Source organism: Bordetella sp. 02P26C-1, assembly GCF_009763255.1.
GTDB lineage: Bacteria > Pseudomonadota > Gammaproteobacteria > Burkholderiales > Burkholderiaceae_B > Bordetella_A.
Genome location: NZ_WSJB01000018.1, coordinates 287,514 through 305,573 on the forward strand (window position 1 = coordinate 287,514; position 18,060 = coordinate 305,573).

The following is an 18,060-nucleotide window of genomic DNA, read 5'->3' on the forward strand; positions in this document are numbered from 1 at the left end:
TGACTCGGCTCATCGCTGCATCCTCACGCACCGCTGGCGCCCTGCGAGACCGGCGTGGCCACGCGAGCCGCACCGGTCGGCTGAGCGGGCGCACCCTCTGGATGAGCAAGCTCCAGACACAGGCTAACGAATTTTTCCTGGATGACCGCCCAGCTGTGGGCCTGCGCCGTCTGGGCCCCCTGCTCGGCCAGCGCATGGCGTAGCGCCGGATCGTCATACAAACGTCGGATGGCGGGCGCAAGGCTGTCCTTGTCGGCGAGCAGACCATTGCGCTCGTGTTCGACCAGGTCACGGAAGGCCGCACATTGTTGATTGGCGACCACAGGCGTGCCGGCGAGCCAAGCCTCAAGCAGCACAATGCCGAAACTCTCGCTGCTGCTCATGTTGCAGAGCATAAGACTTGAGCGCAGTGCCCCTCGCACCACGTTGCGTGGCTGCCGTCCCAGATAGCTCGCGTAGGACGCGCTTACGAGCCGGCCGTCGTCATCCGGCCCGATGAGCACGACGTCAAGTGCGACGCCCTGCGCATTCAGTTGTCCGACGGCGTCGATGACCGAGACATAGCCTTTGGCGCCCGACTTGCGCCCCAACACCAGGACAAAGGGTCTGTCGGACCTATGGATTTCTCTAAAGGCGAGCTCGTCTGCCTCACTGAACTGCTCCGTCGTGTCGCACCCGGCGGGCAAGTAGATGGCGTTACTGCCTTTCGTTCTCAGGAAATCGGCGGCTACCGAAGGCGAGGCCAGGACCAGGCTGGCCTGCTGCTCACTTTCCCGCAGGTCCGGGAAATGATAAAAATCGTCATCCAGGTGAGCATGCGGAATCAGGATAGATGGCACGCCCTGACGCCGCGCCTCGCTGATCGCGAGGACGGCCGGTCGGAAGACGTTGTTGTTGGTCACGACAAGATCGTAGGCAGAAACCTGTTCGCGGACGAACGCCTCGAGCCCCCGGCTCCAGGGCCCCCGAGAATCGGTCAGGCTGAGGTCTCGCCCGCCTCGGCCAGCCCCTGCTGCGCGGTCCATCAGACTGAAGGTTTCGAACGCGTCCAGGGCGGCGACAGCTTTTTTCATCAGCGTGTCCGCTCCGATGTCCACGCGTTGCCCGCCGATGGACAAATCCGTCAGCAAAAAACCCAGCGGCCGGGGATCGCCGTCGACTTGCGGACCCGAGGTGTTAAATATCACCTCGCCGGCATTGACGTTCAACTTCAGTTCAAACGTGCCTGTGATCGCCCGATGATCGATCAGCGTTCCCTCGTTCGTGACGGCAACAGACAAGGGTCGCCCGGCACGGCCACGCACCGTGATCTCGGTATCCTGCGGCGCATAGAGGGCGCACTCCGTCATCGCCCAACGGATGGCCGTTTCGCCCTGCCCTTCCGGGTCGGCCCAGCCCCAGGTGAGACCGGCCTGCCGGTAGCGCGGAGCCAACAGATCGCTCAGCGCCTGCTCGAAACGTGGCTGAGCCCGCCAAATCCGCGCGAGCTGACGGTCCGAATCAACGGGCGCCGATGCTGACGCCGCAAATCGGGCGAAACGTAGATTGGGCACACCGTAAGGCGCCGAGCATTCGGCGTCGAAACCGTATCGCTCAGTGAATCTGAAGTGGTTGCGGATCTCGCTCACCTCGGGCGCGACCACGTCGACCATAAAGCGGCCACTCTCGCCCAACGCGCGCAAGAAGGTATCCATATGGACCTCCGCGCCACCAAGAGCGGGAGCTGTGTAGCGATAAGCGACGAACAGGATGCGCTTTTTGGGGACCTCCAACTCGCGCAACGCGTGGGTGAGCTGCCCACCCAGCGCTTTCATTGACAGGTGCTGAGAAAAATCCAACCGACGGCTCGCTTTGGCGGCCGCGCTATGCAAGCCGGCATCGTCGAGGCTGCGCCGTATGGCTGCGGGGAAGTCTTCCAGCGTGGCGGGCATGATGTGGCGCTGCACGGCTTCGGGGTAACCCCGTACCCCGAAGTCTGTCGAAATCACATAAAGGCCATTGGCAATGTAATCGGCCATCTTGATGTTCGAGCCGCCGCCCGACACCACGGGATTCAGGCCCACGCTGCAGGCGCCGAGAATGGCGCATTTTCGCGCGTCGTCCACCACCCCCCAGGCGTGCACATTGTCGCGGCGGTCCGGCACCGCATCACAAACGGACCCTACCAGATGAAATTGCACATCGGGACAGCGGGGCGCAACATGACGGACCAGATGGTTGGCGGCGTCCACATTGGGGCCATGCGCGGACCCCAAAAACACCACGGACCGCTCACCGATCAGCGCCGCGACCGAGGCGCGTGCGGCTTGCACCTGCTCTTCAGGCGCGGGCTCGGACGCCCCATTGCGAATGACGAGCATGGGTCCGCCGGCCTGTTTGCCCTTTAGCAGGCCATGCGCATCGTCCTCGGAGACACACAATGTCATGGCCGCATTCTCGACCGCATGACCTTCAAGCAGCTCCACCCGCTGCATCAGTGCTTCATAATCCGGATGTCCCCGCAGGATGGACGCCTTCATACTCGCTTCGTCATTATGCGAGGAGTAGATGTAGCGGTCCCCGTATCGGGCTGGCAAGGGCACCAGATAGCAGTGCTCGAGGACCACGATACGCGCACGGGTTCTCAGCACACGATATAGGGCATGAAAGAGGTTCTGCTCGGCACAGTGGTGGCTGGCCACCACATCATCCACCGACATATGGAACCGGGCCGAAAACCAGGCCTGCTTGTTCTTTTGCGCGTCGCTCTTGGGCACCGCGATGACAACGATGCCGGCGCCTTCGCGGCGCAGTTGCAGACGATCGTCGTTGGAATAACACAGGAAGACGACGGGGAATTCGCAGCTCACGGCCTGGTATAGCCCCTTGCTGCGCGTGCCGCCTCCGCCCACACTGCCGAACGAGTCATAGTCATTCAATGCCAACACGAAGCGTTCAAACGGAACGGCGCCCTTGTCTTCACGCGCGCTTTCGAAGACCCCGGAGATCTGTTCGGCGATCCGATTCCAGGTGTAGGAATCGAGCACGAGCTGATGGCCTGCCCGGGCGATCCCGGCCAGCCGTTCAGCATCGCCGGCCAAGGCCCTGAGTTCGTCGGCGAAGTGCGCAAGCGGTGCCTCGATATAGTCCCGGCCCGCGATGGCGTTCACGCCGCGCATGCCGAACGTCGTGGACATCACCGGCAATCCCGAGGCCAAATAATCCAGCACCTTGATATTGGCGCCGCTGCCCTCGGTCATGGGGTTGAGAGCGATATCGGCGCCCGACATGATGCGGACCTTCTCCGGCTCGCTCACCATGCCGTGACGCCGCACGTTTCGGCCGTAGCTTCCTTCGGGCAGACATTGGCCAACAATATCGAACTGCACCTGAGGCAGCTCGGGCGCAAGCTGTTCGGCGATGAACTTGGCCGCCGCTACGTTAGGCGGATGTGCGCTACCGATAAAGTAAGCGCGCATAGGTTGAGAGGCCTGGCGCGCCGCAGCGCGCCTTTGTGCCGGCTCAATGCCGTGGGGCGCATACACCGCTTTATAAGTGGCCTCGGGCGCCATTTCGCGGAAAGCGTCCAGATCTTCAGCAGCGCAGTACAGCAGCAGATCGACATGCGTCAGAAGCCGGCGTTCTGCCTCATCGACGATGGCGTGAATCGTGGCCGACTGCGCTGAGGGATGCAGCGACCTGTACAGCTTGCTCTCGCAGTTATGGGCGTTGTAGACGCGCAGCTTTTCGTCCAAACCCAAAAAAATGTCATAGTCGATCATGAAGGGAAAATCATGAACGATGACGTCCGCGGCCCCATATTCCTCTAGATAAACCTCATGCAGCCGTGACGGATACTTCGCGCAGTTCGCCAGACAAGGCGCCGAGAGGTCACCGCCGCTGCCGCTAGGCAACAACGCCTGCCACTGCTGCCCGAACGCGCCATCCTTCGGCACGCGGCGTTCAATGAAATTCACGCCGTGATTTATAGTCTGCTCGGCGTCGTGCGGCCCCGCCGAGGTGATCAGCGTCACCTGATGATGTCGGCTCAAGGCGCGATAAAAATTGAAGAGCCGCGACTCGCCGCCACTGCCGGGGGGCGTGTAAGCGGGGAAAAAGCAAAAGGCGAGTATGTTCATTTATTTTAGGTTGCGATAACGCCGAAATTCACGCTCCAGGGGCGACTTGTGGGCGTTATTCGCCACCCCGAACTCCGACGTAGCGTCGGGCAGGCCAAGCTGACCGTCCGCCGCAGCAGAAGGTTGGTCCCACGCCGGGGAACGGGTATGGGTTTCTTGCCGAAATTGCTGGGAAAACAGAATCCGCAGCCGCCTCTCCAGGCTCGGAAACCGGCTCAAGCTGGCCAGCACCCTTCTTCTCATTTCCGGATGCTTCAACAGCATCCGGTTGACGCGTCCAAGCATGCGGGACGCGGCCCCCTTGATCCGTTCTTTCATTACCTGCTCTCCAGCCGACTCATGCCCAGGCGTGGTCTTGGCCCTCGCCCACAAGGCCTTGCACCGCCTTGCCGCCCACCGCAGAGGCGCGGTAATACGCCATGAACGGCTTGTATAGACGCTATGCAGTTCGTCCTGAGACCGGTGTATCTCGGCCCGCATGTCGTGGGTGTCCCGCTGCACCACGCGTTGCAGGCGCCGCATCCGCCGCGCCTGACGCAGAACCTGAATTCTTTGCACGCGCTGTGCTTGCCGCAGGTCCGACTGCGTCTGCGCCAACTCTGCTCGGACCTGGTGAATCTCGGCTTCGGTCGCAGACAGTCTGGCGTTCAGTTCGTCTTTTTCACTGACGAAGCTCCAGGAGGAGAAAACGCTGCGGACAAAGTTGGCGGGGACGGCATCGCCAAGCGCTTTTAAACTGCGAGGAATGGCCACGCCGGGCAAAAACGCCGCCCATAATTGCGTGGAAGCGATCAATGCGCGCAGACTGACCGCATGTCCGGCGCGCGCGGCGCGCGGCTCCAGCGCGAAAGTGTCCAGACCGAAACAGTCCGCCTCTTCAAGAATCGAAGAACTGATCGCGCAAACCGCGTCGACCTCGCCGGACAGCAGCCAGCGATACACGTCCCGATCATCGTGAGATTGCGCTTGGTAACGATCCAGGATGAACTGGTCGAGCTTGTCGTCCCGCATGTAGGGATGGGGACGATAAAACACCCGATCATAGCGTTGCGCATGGGCATCGAGCGCGGGCAGGTAATCCAGCAAGGTGCAGAATTTGCCGTCGTAGAAGATGCTCTTGTCGATGAGCGTTTGCCCAAAGATGGCCAGCGTACTCGGATGCGGCGCCGGCATCGAAAGGCCGTAGCGCAACTTCAGGGCCTGCACCTGCAGACTCAGCGCGCCGGGGCTCGCGGCAAGCGCGGACAAATCGCAGGGGAACGAGGTCGTGACGTTCAGGTATAGATCGTCCAGAAACCGCAGGGGATGTATATCGACGGCCATCCAGGGGACCCCTCGCGCCGTCAAGTCTGCTCTTTCGACGCTGGGCAACTCGAAACCGATGACCGCGCTGTCGGACAGATCGAGGTCCGCCAACGCGCTGGCTCGCTGACCCATTGACCGCTGCCAGCCGGGCAACCATTGTTCGACCTCGGTCTGCCAGTTGACCTCCGTGACCAGCTCTTCGGTCTGAAGCCCCAGCTCGACACATACCGCGGAAAAAAGCTGGCGCGTCTTGCGTACGTTCTCTGCCTGGTCGCCCCGGAAGGGATCCCCCACAAACAGAACGCGCTTAATGATGCGATCGGCATCCATCAGATTTTGTCCACCTTTACATCCGCATCGACATACAGATAGCCACCAAAGTTTTTCTTCAATAAGGCGGGACTGGTGGCCAGCGTCAACGTCTGGATGCAGAACACCCGGTCATAAAATTCACCCGAGAAAGGATCGGGCTTGATACCGCTATCGATCCGCAATTCCCCCGCCACCAGGGGCATCTTGAACGACCAGCTCACGAGAATGCTTTCGCCTGCCTGCATCGCCGGCAAAAACACGTCGTAGTAGTTCGTATTGCAGGCAAACAGGTGATAGCCGGATTTATCCGCGATCAGAAGACCCACCGCTGCCCCTGCAGGCACCGCCTTGTTCGCAGTGATGCATGCCCGGAATGTCAGTTCATCGTCCTTGCGACAGACCGACACCTGCCTGCCCGCTGCGTCGAACACTTTGAACCACATGAACTCCAGGTCCAGCGACCCGGCGTCACTGGCGACGGAATATTTGCGCAAGTCGGGATCGCGCTGAGTCGAGGCTTTGACGGGCGCCGACGATGGCGGTCCGGCAGCCGGGCCGGGCGCCGGCTCATCAATATGGCCTCCGGACACCAGGTCATTCTGGTAGAGGTCCGACACCTCAGAGGCCGGTCCATATGCCCGTAATCGGCCATCTTTTATATAGGCCGCCTTCTGGCAGAATTGCCTGATCTGGTTGAGCGCGTGGCTGACGAACAAAATCGTAACGCCGGCTTCCAGGAGCTGGTTCATTCTCTGCATGCATTTCGCCTGGAACGCGATATCACCCACGCTCAACGCCTCGTCGACGATCAGGATGTCGGGTTGGCTGCAGGTAGCCACGGAAAAGGCCAGGCGGGCCTGCATTCCGCTGGAATAGACGCGAATGGGCTCGTCAATATACGAGCCAATATCCGCGAATTTCTCGATGCTGGGCATCAGAGCTTCCATCTCCTGCGCGGAATGGCCGAGCATCTGCCCGGTCAGCATCACATTCTGGCGCCCGGTGAATTCGGGATGAAACCCCATGCCCAGTTCCAGCAAGGCCGCCACACGCCCGTTCACTTGGACCGAACCAGTGGTGGGCTGGGTCGTGCCCGTGATCATTTTCAGCAGCGTGCTTTTGCCGGCGCCGTTGACGCCCACGATGCCGACGGCTTCGCCCCGCGCCACCTCGAAGCTGACATCCTGCAGAATCCATTTGGGCGTGTAGCGCGGGCCTCCCCACGGCAACACCCAGTCTGCCAGCTTGCTCCATCGATTGGCGTATTGCTTGTAGGCTTTACCCAACCCTTTGACCGAGATGCTGCTCATGTTTAAAGCTCATCGACAATGTCACCTGCATGGCGACGAAACAGATATAAACCACCCGCGCACAGCACAAGGGAAAGCACAAAGACCGGCAGGAGCGCCGACCAGTCAGGCCATTGACCCATCACCATGATTTTCTGATAGCCGCCGATCAGGGGCGCCATGGGATTCCATTGCATGAGGTGTTGCGCGGTCGGCGGCAGGATGCTGAAGGGATACACGATGGGCGTAAACCAGAACCAGAACTGTATTGCGACCGTGAAGAACTGCCCCACGTCCCGGAAAAAGACATTCATCACACCCAGCATCATCCCCAGCCCCATGGAGAACAACACCTGAATAACAAGCAGAGGGGCAAGTCCCAGCAGCGCACGCCCAGGGAAATTGCCTGTGATGACCAGCACCACTGTGAACAGCAGGAAGATGATCGCAAAGTTCATCAACGCGCCCAGCACGACGATGACCGGCAGGCAGATGCGTGGGAAACTGACCTTCTTGAGCAGATTGGCATTATCAAGAAAGACATTCAGACATCGACCACTGATTTCCGCGAACAGCCCCCAGGTAAGAATGCCGGCACACAAATAAATGCTGTATGCCATATGACTGTCCACACCCGGCAATTTCGCACGCATGACCTGCGAAAAAATAAGGGTGTAGACAAGAATCATCGCCAACGGCTGGATGATGTTCCAGGCGGCGCCCAGCGTGGAATTACGGTATTTCGCCTGGAACTCTCGCTTGACCGTCTGCAGAATGAATCCGCGGTAACGCCAGATCGGCCGCAGATAGGCCAGGTTCTTCAACTTGCCAACCATCACGCCCGCCCATAGATATCCGCGAACCGCACGATATCGTCTTCGCCTAAGTATTCCCCGCTCTGGACTTCGATCATGACCAAATCCAGCACGCCGGGGTTCTCAAGACGATGCTTGTGGCCTGCAGGGATATAGGTGGATTCGTTGGCCCCGACGAGCAGCTCGCGATCGCCATTGATGACGCGTGCCATCCCGCAAACCACGATCCAATGCTCACTGCGATGGTGGTGCATTTGCAGGCTCAGACTGGCGCCGGGCTTGACTTCGATGCGTTTGATCTTAAACCGCGGACCTTCTTCGAGCACCGTATAGGTACCCCAGGGCCGAGTCACAGTGCGGTGCACGCGATAGGCTTCGTGACCTTGGTCCTTAAGACGCTTGACGACTTGCTTGACCTCTTGTGCCTTGTCCGGATGCGCTACCAGCACAGCGTCGGCCGTATCGATGACTAGCAAGTCCTCTACGCCCACGGCTGCCACCAGGCGATCGGCACTCTGCACATACACATTACGGCTATCGACGAACATCGCGTTGCCGGCCGCGCGATTCTGATCAGCATCCGGTGCGGTCAAATCACGCACAGCCGACCACGACCCGATATCGCTCCACCCAAAATCGCCGGGCACTGCGGCCACGTTGGCCGATCGCTCCATCACCGCATAATCAATCGAGATATCTGGCACCGCCGCGAACTCGTTAGCGGGGATCTCCACCATGGCGAGGCTTTTGTCAGCTTGAGCCAAGGCGGCATTCCAGCACACACTCGTGGCGGCATCCACATCGGCAGCGTGCGCGGCCAGCTCTTGCAAGATAACGCCCGCCTTAAAGCAGAACATGCCTGAGTTCCAGACAAAGCGTCCCGAGTCGACATACTCGCGCGCCTTATCCAGCGACGGCTTTTCCACAAAGCGCACTACCTGCTTACCCTCTCCCAGATCCGCGCCGGTCTCGATGTAACCGAAGCCGGTTTCAGGCCCGGTGGGAATAATGCCAAAGGTGACCAATTTGCCTTGTTCGGCCAAGCGTTGGGCGCGTGACACCGCTTGGGCAAAACTCGCTTGATCCTGGACCAGGTGGTCGGCCGGGAGCACCAGCATCAAGGCATCAGGCCCATGGCGCTCAGCCACTAGACGCGCAGCCATCGCCACGGCCGGCGCTGTATTACGGCCCGCCGGCTCGAGCAGGAAACGGCTGGACACGTCAAGCTGCGCCAAGGCCATTTCGTCCTTGCTCATAAAGTAATAATCGCGATTCGTGACCGTCAAGATCTCCGAGGAACCCACGGTAGCCGCGCGCCGGTAAGTTTTTAGCAGCAGACTTTCGCCATCCGCGAGCTTCATGAATGGCTTGGGATAACCCTCGCGCGATACGGGCCAGAGACGGGTACCCGCCCCACCAGACAGGACAACAGAGATCAGCATGAAGGTGCCTTGATAGCGTTAAAGGTAATGGCGGCTTCTAAGCGTAAAACGGAGCTTTCGATGGTAAAACGATAACGATTTTAGTCTGTGGCTCAATGACGTCACGCTCGGCTCGCAGTCGGAAACTTAAATATTCAACTTACAACGCGACGGTTACCGCCCATGACGTTTTCGCCTAACAACCATCCATTTGGGAATTCGGAATAGGACCAGTTTCCGATACAACATGACGTATCCCGTGGCGAATGCCAGCACACATATCATCAACATGACCGGCATCTGCCAGAACAGCACCGCCGGAATCACGCCCAGCGATGACAGCAACCATAAATAGGGTGAAGTCAGCGAATTGCGCCAGGTAAGATGATGAGCCTCGCGCGAGCCCACTACCCACCGCACCACCCGTTTGTAGATCAGCATGTGCAGGTGCACGCCATCAGGTGCGCCCGGCGAGCTTCCGCGCAACCAGCGTTTCCTATAGATGGAGAACAAGGTCTCAAAGACGGGGTAAATACATAACAGCAATGGGAACCATGCGGAAACTTCAGGATGCCGTACAAGCAAAAGCACGGACAGTTCACCGACCATAAAGCCTAGAAAGTACGCCCCACCATCACCTAGAAATATGTGTCCCTTGGGATAATTCCAAAACAAAAAGCCGACGACGCCGCCCAGCATGCCCAGAGCCACGATGAGCAGCATCCGGTCGCCCAAGTAAAAACACACGTAGGCAAACCCCGCGAAAATCATGGCGGAGACCACCGCGGCAAGCCCGTTATAGCCATCGATGATGTTCAAGGCATTAGCGGCGCCGCCTATCGCGAAAATCGTAAACAAAAACGAAATCACGGTGTACTGCAACAGCCAGTCCAGTCCGATGATATCCACGCGCACTACCGCTGCATCGAGGAGAAAATATGCGAGTGCACCTGACGCCATAGCAAGCCCAAGCCGCGTCACCACGCGTACACGCTTGGTGAGGTCCTCCACTAAGCCACCCAGAAACGCCGGCATGGCCGAAACCAGGAGCAACAACAAATCCGGCAGCTCGGCGGTTTCTCGAAAAGCAGCCACGATACAGGTGGCGAGCATGGCAATCACCAAGGACACCCCGCCTACCCGCGGCACGGGTTTGGCGTGAAACTTTTGGACACTATCCAGTTCGGAGTCGAAGATATGTCCAATATGCCAAAACCGACAGCGCACGATTAATGCGGTCAGCACGAGCGAAGTGAGAAATGCGGTCAACAGGTATTGCATAATGTAACTTGTATAAACCGCCGAAGGGCAGCCCGAGCGGATTGTATAGGCCGGAATCCAAATGGGAGTATGGGGTCGATTTCCTGATCCTGGCCTTGGAAGAGGATGCACCGTGCAACAATCGACCCTCCTCCTAAACACGACTGCGCGTTCGCAAGGGACAAATCAGGATCGCCGGTCGCTGTAAACACAAAGGCGTGCCGCGTATTTTAAGAGAAAAGGAAATTCCTAAAACTTGTCATTTTATTCGAGATAAATGAGCAACTTCGCGTTTTATGAGTAACAATTACAACGCAACTCAAACTAACCAAACTTCCAGTGCCGCGATAGTGCGCTCAGTGGCTCCTCTATGAGTTGAGGCCCATGCCTTAGCCGAACGCCCTCTGTCAGCACGCATTCTTTCGTCGGTCAGCAAGTCGCACGCCAACGCCAACGCCTCTGCCGCGTCACCGACCCGGCAAACCGCCCCAGCTGCGATGGCGTCGTCCGCAGCCTGTTTGAAGTTGAACGTGTGAGGCCCCACGATGGTGGGCACACCCGCCGCGCAGGCTTCGATGAGATTCTGCCCTCCGAAGGGCAAAAAGCTCCCCGCCACGATGGCCACATCCGCCATGGCATAGTAGGACGTCATCTCGCCCAGTGAGTCGCCCAGTAGGACGGCGGTTGACGCCGGCGGCATGGCGAACTCATGCTTAGAACCCTCGGCATGCCCGAGCGACGCCGCACAGCCATGCCCCAACCCGCAGGACTGCGCACCCAACTGCGACCGGCGGCACCACGACAGACCGGCATGGTGCAACGCCTCTGCCGCACTGTCAAAACGTTGTGGGTGACGGGGGATCAAAATAAAAAGCACCGGCGGTTGAGGTGTCGTTTCCTTGTTCCGCGCTTGAACCCGCGCATTCGTCGCCGTACCGTACGTCGCAGACTCGCCCGCTGTTTCGCCACCCGCTGGCTCGCGCCCTATCCATTCCCGTATCGCCCGCGCAAACAGCGCATCCTCGCCTTCACGGGTACTCGCGATCACCACCACCGGCCGCCCTAACGCCTGCCGATACGCCCGCCCAGCCCGAAGCTGATCCTCGGGCAGGCGCATATCGAACTTCAAGTTGCCTGTCACCGTGACCGCCCGCGCACCCGCTTGCCGCAGTCGCTCTGCATCCTCGGATGTCTGCGCCAGGACGGCATCCAGCCCCCCCAACGCCTCGCGCAACGCGCGCCCAAGCCAGCTCGCCTGCCGCAACGACGACTCGGAAAACCGTGCACTCACGAGCGCCATGCGTATGTTCTGACGCCGAGCCTCGGCCAGCAGATTCGGCCAGACTTCGCGCTCGATCAACATGCTGCAACGCGGGCGGACATGGGAAAAAAACCGACGCACCGCCCCGGGAAAGTCATACGGCAACCAAGTCTGGCGCAATTGGCCCGACTGAATCGCTTGGGAAAACAAACGCGCCCCTTCCGCACGGCCGGTCGCCGTGGTGTGGGTGAGCAGCACCGGCAGTCCCCGGTCGAGCAATGCCTGGATGAGCGATTGGGCCGCGCGCGTTTCCCCCAGACTGACCGCGTGGACCCACACTGGCGACTCGCTAAAGGTAATATCGTCCTGGGCAACCGGCCGCCCGAACCGCGCCGGCGACCAAATACCCCACTCGCCGCCCGCGCGGCGCGCACGCTTGAGCATCCACAGCCAGATCAAGGGCGCGAGAACATACAACGCCAGCGTGTAAGTACCGCGCCGCATGTCAGCAGATTCCTATATCTAGCCAGCCGCGAGGGCTTGATCGACCGAAGCCAGCACCGCGGCCCGCGAAGGCGGCGCGCCGCGATCGCCCAAGCTGGCGGTGAAACTGGACCCAACCAGCGGCGTGCGCACCGGCGTCGAAGCACGATAAATCCCGATCGTGGGCCGCCCCAAAGCCGCCGACAAATGGGTCAATCCGCTATCTAATCCCACCATAATGCGCGCCCCGGCAAGCTGGCGGGCAATCGCCGTCAGATCCATCCGCGGCAGCACTTCTACCCCGTCGAATCCTTGCACCAGCGCCTGCGCGCGCTCAGATTCCTGGGCATTGCCGGCCAGCAGACGCAGCGTGCATCCCACCTCGCGCAGCCGGGTAAATACCGCGCGCCAGTCTTCCGCGGGCCACAGCTTATCCTCGCGGCTCGCCGACGGCATGATGACGGCATAGCCGCGATCGTTATTCACATGGTGATGCGGGCGTGCGCAGCACTCGGCGGTGACGCACGACTGAGCCTCGGCCTGTGCCTGTTCCACGAACGCCTGCAGTCCAAAGTCCGGCGCGCCGCTATAGCTATAGCCAAAGGCCTGAGCGGCCAGTTCACGCTGCCGGGTCACGGCGGGCTGCCAGAACTCCACGCGATGGCGCACCTGATAAAACAAGGACGCCAGCGGTTCGCGCGCGGACCGCCAATCCAGCCCATGACGCACGCCGCGCGTCTGACGCACCAACCAGGCGGACTTCATCAGTGCCTGCATGTCGAGCACCACGTCGTACTGCACCGAGCGCAGCCGCTCGGCCAGCGCGTGACGCTCGGCTTTCACCGAGGGCGACCACCATGCCTTGCGCCAGCGGCGATGGGCGACCTTGATCACCTCATGCACGGCGGGGTGCCAGCTAGGAATCTCCGCGAACGCTTCCTCCGCCACCCAGTCGATGACCGCATCGGGGACGTGGCGCGCTATGTCGGAAATCGCCGGCAGCATGTGCACGAGATCGCCAAGCGATGACGTGCGAACGATAAGAATGCGAGTTGCCATTAATTACTAGCAGAAACCTTCGGGGTGTATTTATGCAAAAACCCAGCAGGCCTTCGCGCGTTATTTGCGGGGTAATCCGGGCCTGCTGCGGCCCGGTCCCGAACCAGAATTCTGGCAATTTACAACAAACCACCGCTTCATGACGGACAAGGTGTGATATCCGTGCGTCATCGGGGAGCGGACACCGATCGCAACAAGGGGACAAAAACCGCTTTCAACCCCAGCGCGGCATCATCGGTGAGCTGATGTTTGCTGCTATACCACGTGCGCCCCTGGCGCGCCGCGAGGCAGTGGTCACCGGCGCATAGATCGACGACAGGATCCACGATCCCGAACGGTTTGACCTTCGGCCATACCTCTTCGATAGCCTTGATCACCGGTGCTTGCCGTGCGCGATGCTGCGCAAGCGTTGGCCCAAAAACATCCGCACCCTGCTGGCTCACGCTCAATAAAGCCAATTCGCGCGGCGCGTCGTCGCTCTCTAACTCGGGCACATCCAGAATCACCGTCACCGCTTTGCCGGCCTGCTGCAAATAGCGAATGGTGTCACGCAACGAGCTGCTGAAATCCGTCAAAGGGGTAGACACCAGATTGGAGTCCGTCGGTGCGGCCGGCGATTCGGCCGCGCCTATCCAGTAGCCCGCCAAGATCACTTGCTGAATCGGCGAACGCACAACGTAGTCCATCGCTTCTTGTGTGATCTGCGCGCATTCCGGCCGAACGGCAGAGACCGCGCCACGCAGCGGCACACAATTCGCGTAAGTCATCGCCACGCCATGAATACCCAAATCACGCGACACCGAATCAAATGCACTGACCCACATCCGCGCATGCGAGTCGCCCATGAGGACGTAGTCAGGCACGGCATCGGGCTTGGGCGGCTCTCCCAACTGGCATCCGGATTGTCCGGCACGGATCAGGCCAAGTTCAGGTTTGCCTTCGCAATCCAATCCTGGCGGGACGCTCGTATCCTGTTCGAGTTGCGTCAATACGGGCGGCAACTGCTGCTGATCGCTACGGCTGGCATGCACGGCATAGGTGCCGGCCGCCAGAGAAAGCGCGGTCAATAGCAATGCGCCTGTCAGGATAAGGACAGGCCGACGCGAGCGGTCGCGATTCCCCTGGAAGGGACGTTCGACGGCCCACCACGTCAGCCAGGACAGGGCAAAGGTCACGAACAGGGTCATCCAACCCGGGATCTCTGGCCATCCATGCACCGTCCACACCGGTGACCGCGTCAATACCAGCAGCGGCCATTGCCACAGGTACAGCGACAAGGACATGGCACCGATCCACACCAGCGGACGCCAGGACAAGGCTCTCGCTAACAGCGTGCGCTCGGGCGCACAGCCGCCAAGCAACAACAACGCCGTGCCAATAACGGGCGCCAGAGCATGTTCGGCCGGATAAGGGGTCGTGGAATCGTAGGTCAATACGCCCCATAGCACGCAAACCAAACCCACTACCGAGACAATGTCACCCAACCAGCGCGGGGGCTGGCCCAGCCGCGAGCCAGCTAAAGACGCGATAAGCCCACCCGCGAAGAATTCCCACGCCCTGCTGCTCAACAGATAAAACGCCCCGGCGGGATCGCTGCTCAGCTGTATACCGCTGACCCCTAACGACACCAGCAGCAGCCCCCCCAGCAACCCCGCGATGACCCAGATGGGAGGGGCGGCATCGCTAGCGTGGGCGGCGCTGCGCCGACAACCGCGGAAAATCAATACCAAGAGACATGGCAGCAACACGACGAATTGCGCGGCAACCGCCACTGACCACGTCAGCAATAGAGGCTGAGTCGCCAGCGATACCTGCTGCCAATAGTTGTTGGCATCGTCCCAGAAAAAGAAATTGGCGGCAAAATAAGCCGCGTGCTGTGCCGCCTGGCCCGCAGCGCTGAAAGCGTCTGGCATCAGGCCATAAAACCCTGCCACCAGCGTACCCACCAGCACGACCGTCAAAACCGGCATGACCCGGCATGCCCGCCGCGCATAGAACGCCAAGAACGAGAAATCGTCTTGGTACAGGCTCGACAACAAGCTTGCAGTCAGCAGATAGCCTGTGATGACAAAGAAAACATCGACACCGACATAGCCCCCGCCAAAACCGGCCACCCCGGCATGAAAGAGCAATACCGCTAAAACGGCCAGCGCCCGCAGCCCGTCGATATCAGGACGATAGGCGGGGGAATAGGAATAGGAAGACATACGGCCCAAGACTGCCCGGTTTCACAATGACTCGCGTCGGACCGTGCGCGAGCGCATCGGTTCAACCTCGACAGTTTGCATCGGATTGCGAAAGCCACGCAGCGCCGTCTGCTGGACGACGGCCGGCAAAAGAGATAGTCCCGCGCACACGCGCATGGGGACTGCGGCCCAACTCAAATTCGACAATAGCAAAATGACTCCATCCATACAGGCCAGACCCAATACTAGCCGCTGATGATATTGGGTGTATGCGCAGTTTACCTGCATCTAATTATGCCGTTTGGCTACCAGTGGCGAACGGCTTGAGATGTCGCACCAGGGCGTCACCCGGGCGGCGCCGACCTCAAATCAGTGACAAGCGCCACGGCCAGGTCCACAATGGATCTATCCCATAGATCGAGGAGACCGCCATGCGCATTGCCGATGCCCAATGGATTCCCTCCACCCCGCATCAGACCTGGGATGCGTTGATGGATCCCGCCGTGCTGCAAAAGTGCTTACCGGGGTGCGTCCACATCGAGCGACGTTCACCGACGGAGTACGCGTTATGCCTGCAAAGCCAGGTGGGCGGCGTGGAGTCCCGATATGAAGGCGAAGTCTTGCTCTCGGAATTAAACCCGCCCCATAGCTGCTCACTGGCGTTCGAGGGCAAAAGCGAAACCGCCAGCCTTGCCATTGGCACGGCACAGATCCAGCTTGCCGACAAAGACGATGGCACGCGGCTGGCCTATACCGTAGCCGCCATGGCCGGTGGCAGCCTCGCGAAAGTCGGTGAACCGCTATTGCTAAAGGCCGGCAACAAAGTGGTGTCGCAGTTTTTCGCCGCTTTTATCGACCACATGGCCAAGTTGCCACGCACCGCGCCCCCTCCCGCGCCTGCCGGCCCACCCGAGCGCGGGCTGGCGGCGTCGCGCTGGTCTTGGGCGGTTGTCATCGCCGTGGTGGTGGCGCTCGTGGGGTACCACGCGTTTTTCAAATAAACCGCGCACCTTGCCTTTTCGGACGCGATGCGTGCGATGCCATGGCACCGGGCACGCTAATGATGTTTAATTCTCTGATCGGTCAATGATATCCTTGGTGCAATGAACGCAGCCGCCACGCCTCCCGCCGAATCGCCCGCCGAACCGCCTCGAACTAAACGTGATCTGCTGATGGCCATGGCGGGCGTGTCGGCGACCGTGGTACTGGCTGCGTTTGATTCCACCATTGTGAGCACCACATTGCCACGCGTGGCCGAGGCGCTCAATGGCATGGCGCTCTACGCGTGGGTGGGTACGGGATATCTGCTCGCCACGGCCGCGTCGATTTTGATCTTTGGACGGCTGGGCGACCTCTTCGGTCGCAAGCCGTGGATGCTGCTATCCATCGCCATTATCGCGCTAGGCTCGATTTCCTGTGGGCTATCGCAGTCGATGGAGCAGCTCATCGCGTTTCGGACGCTACAAGGCGTAGGCGGCGGCATGATGATCGCCACGGCGTTCGCCGCGCCCGCCGACCTGTTTCCTGATGCCAAGGAACGCGTGCGCTGGCTGGCGCTGGTGTCGGCCACCTTCGCGATGGCCAGTGGCATCGGACCCTTGCTGGGTGGGGCCGCGACCCAGGCGCTGGGCTGGCGGGCGGCATTCTTTATTTCGCCTTGCGCCGCGATCGTGGCGATGTTCTTGCTGGTGCGTTATTTCCCTCGCATGCGGCCGGCCGGCGCACAAAGCGGCGGACGGCGCATTGATTGGCTGGGCGCTTTGTTGTTAGTCATCGCGGTCAGTGCACCGCTGGCCGCGATGGAATTAGGCTTCGCTCCTGGCGGACATGCGCATCCCATGGCGGCACTGGCCTTGGCCGTCGCGGGGATCGCGGCCATCGCGTGTTTGATTCCGTATGAACGGCGTATTGCGTGGCCGATATTCCCATTACGCGTCATCGCGCAGCCTGAGCCGCAGTTGCTGAACATCGCGTCACTGGCCGTCGGTGCGGTGATGTTTATTTTGATCTTCTTCAGTCCCCTGCTGCTGCAGACGCAGATGGGCTATACGCCCAGCGAGGCGGGGCTGCTCCTGACGCCGCTGGTCGCGGCGATTCCGGTGGGCAGTATCGTCAGCGGCTATCTGTTTCCGAAACAGACCGAGCCGCAACGGCTCATGGTGTTTGGCGGCTGCTTGTTGGCCGTGGGTTCATTGATGGTGCTGACCTTCAATGCCGACTCGCCCGTGATCTGGATCCTGGCGGCGTTTTTCGTCAATGGCACAGCATTGGGATTCTTGTTGCCTAACCTGACGCTATTCATGCAGATGCTGAGCGAGCGGCGCGATGTGGGTGTGGCGTCCGCGCTGGTGCAGACGACGCGGGCCATTGGCAGCGCCGCCGGCACGGCATTGGTGGGCATCGCCATCGCGCGCAGTTCGGTGCTCGATGGCGTGCGCATGGGCTTGGTGTTTTCCGCCGTGCTGGCGTTGATCTGCGCCTATCTCGCGCATCGCGTGAAAATGAAAAACGTGTTGACCCGTCAGGCCGCACGTCGCAACGCCTGAGCCCG

General features: G+C 60.4%; 11 protein-coding genes. 2 read left to right on the forward strand and 9 right to left on the reverse strand.

Annotated elements, in window-relative coordinates; translation table 11 throughout:
* Positions 1-23 precede the first annotated feature (23 nt).
* The 9 genes from GOQ28_RS10745 to GOQ28_RS10785 form a co-directional block, all read right to left on the reverse strand.
* Positions 24-4,118: a glycosyltransferase gene (locus GOQ28_RS10745; RefSeq protein WP_160356425.1), complete on the reverse strand. Its 4,095-nt coding sequence runs from the start codon at positions 4,116-4,118 to the stop codon at positions 24-26.
* Positions 4,119-5,753, reverse strand: a complete 1,635-nt coding sequence (locus GOQ28_RS10750; RefSeq protein ID WP_160356426.1) for a hypothetical protein — start codon at positions 5,751-5,753, stop codon at positions 4,119-4,121.
* On the reverse strand, positions 5,753-7,045 hold the full coding sequence (locus GOQ28_RS10755) for an ABC transporter ATP-binding protein (protein WP_160356427.1): 1,293 nt from the start codon (positions 7,043-7,045) through the stop codon (positions 5,753-5,755). Before GOQ28_RS10755 ends, GOQ28_RS10750 begins: the two co-directional genes overlap by 1 nt.
* Before the next feature lie 2 nt (positions 7,046-7,047).
* Complete coding sequence (locus tag GOQ28_RS10760) at positions 7,048-7,860, reverse strand: ABC transporter permease (protein ID WP_160356428.1); 813 nt, start codon at positions 7,858-7,860, stop codon at positions 7,048-7,050.
* Positions 7,860-9,281, reverse strand: a complete 1,422-nt coding sequence (locus tag GOQ28_RS10765) for a mannose-1-phosphate guanylyltransferase/mannose-6-phosphate isomerase (RefSeq protein WP_160356429.1) — start codon at positions 9,279-9,281, stop codon at positions 7,860-7,862. Before GOQ28_RS10765 ends, GOQ28_RS10760 begins: the two co-directional genes overlap by 1 nt.
* A 153-nt stretch (positions 9,282-9,434) precedes the next feature.
* Positions 9,435-10,541 (reverse strand): MraY family glycosyltransferase, encoded by a 1,107-nt coding sequence (locus GOQ28_RS10770; RefSeq protein ID WP_160356430.1) that lies wholly within the window; start codon positions 10,539-10,541, stop codon positions 9,435-9,437.
* Between the two features lie 298 nt (positions 10,542-10,839).
* Positions 10,840-12,285 carry a 3-deoxy-D-manno-octulosonic acid transferase gene (locus tag GOQ28_RS10775; protein ID WP_160356431.1) on the reverse strand — a complete coding sequence of 482 codons (1,446 nt, stop codon included), beginning with the start codon at positions 12,283-12,285 and terminating at the stop codon, positions 10,840-10,842.
* A gap of 18 nt (positions 12,286-12,303) precedes the next feature.
* Entirely contained in the window at positions 12,304-13,323 is a 1,020-nt protein-coding gene (gene waaC / locus GOQ28_RS10780) for a lipopolysaccharide heptosyltransferase I (RefSeq protein ID WP_160356432.1), read from the reverse strand.
* A gap of 167 nt (positions 13,324-13,490) precedes the next feature.
* A complete protein-coding gene (locus GOQ28_RS10785; RefSeq protein WP_160356433.1) occupies positions 13,491-15,530 on the reverse strand; it encodes an acyltransferase family protein in 2,040 nt (679 codons plus the stop codon).
* A 410-nt stretch (positions 15,531-15,940) separates the two neighbouring features.
* Here GOQ28_RS10785 and GOQ28_RS10790 point away from each other — a divergent pair, with 410 nt between their 5' ends.
* Positions 15,941-16,510, forward strand: a complete 570-nt coding sequence (locus GOQ28_RS10790; protein WP_160356434.1) for an SRPBCC family protein — start codon at positions 15,941-15,943, stop codon at positions 16,508-16,510.
* Positions 16,511-16,612: 102 nt separating this feature from the next.
* Entirely contained in the window at positions 16,613-18,055 is a 1,443-nt protein-coding gene (locus GOQ28_RS10795; protein WP_160356435.1) for an MFS transporter, read from the forward strand.
* Positions 18,056-18,060 lie beyond the last annotated feature (5 nt).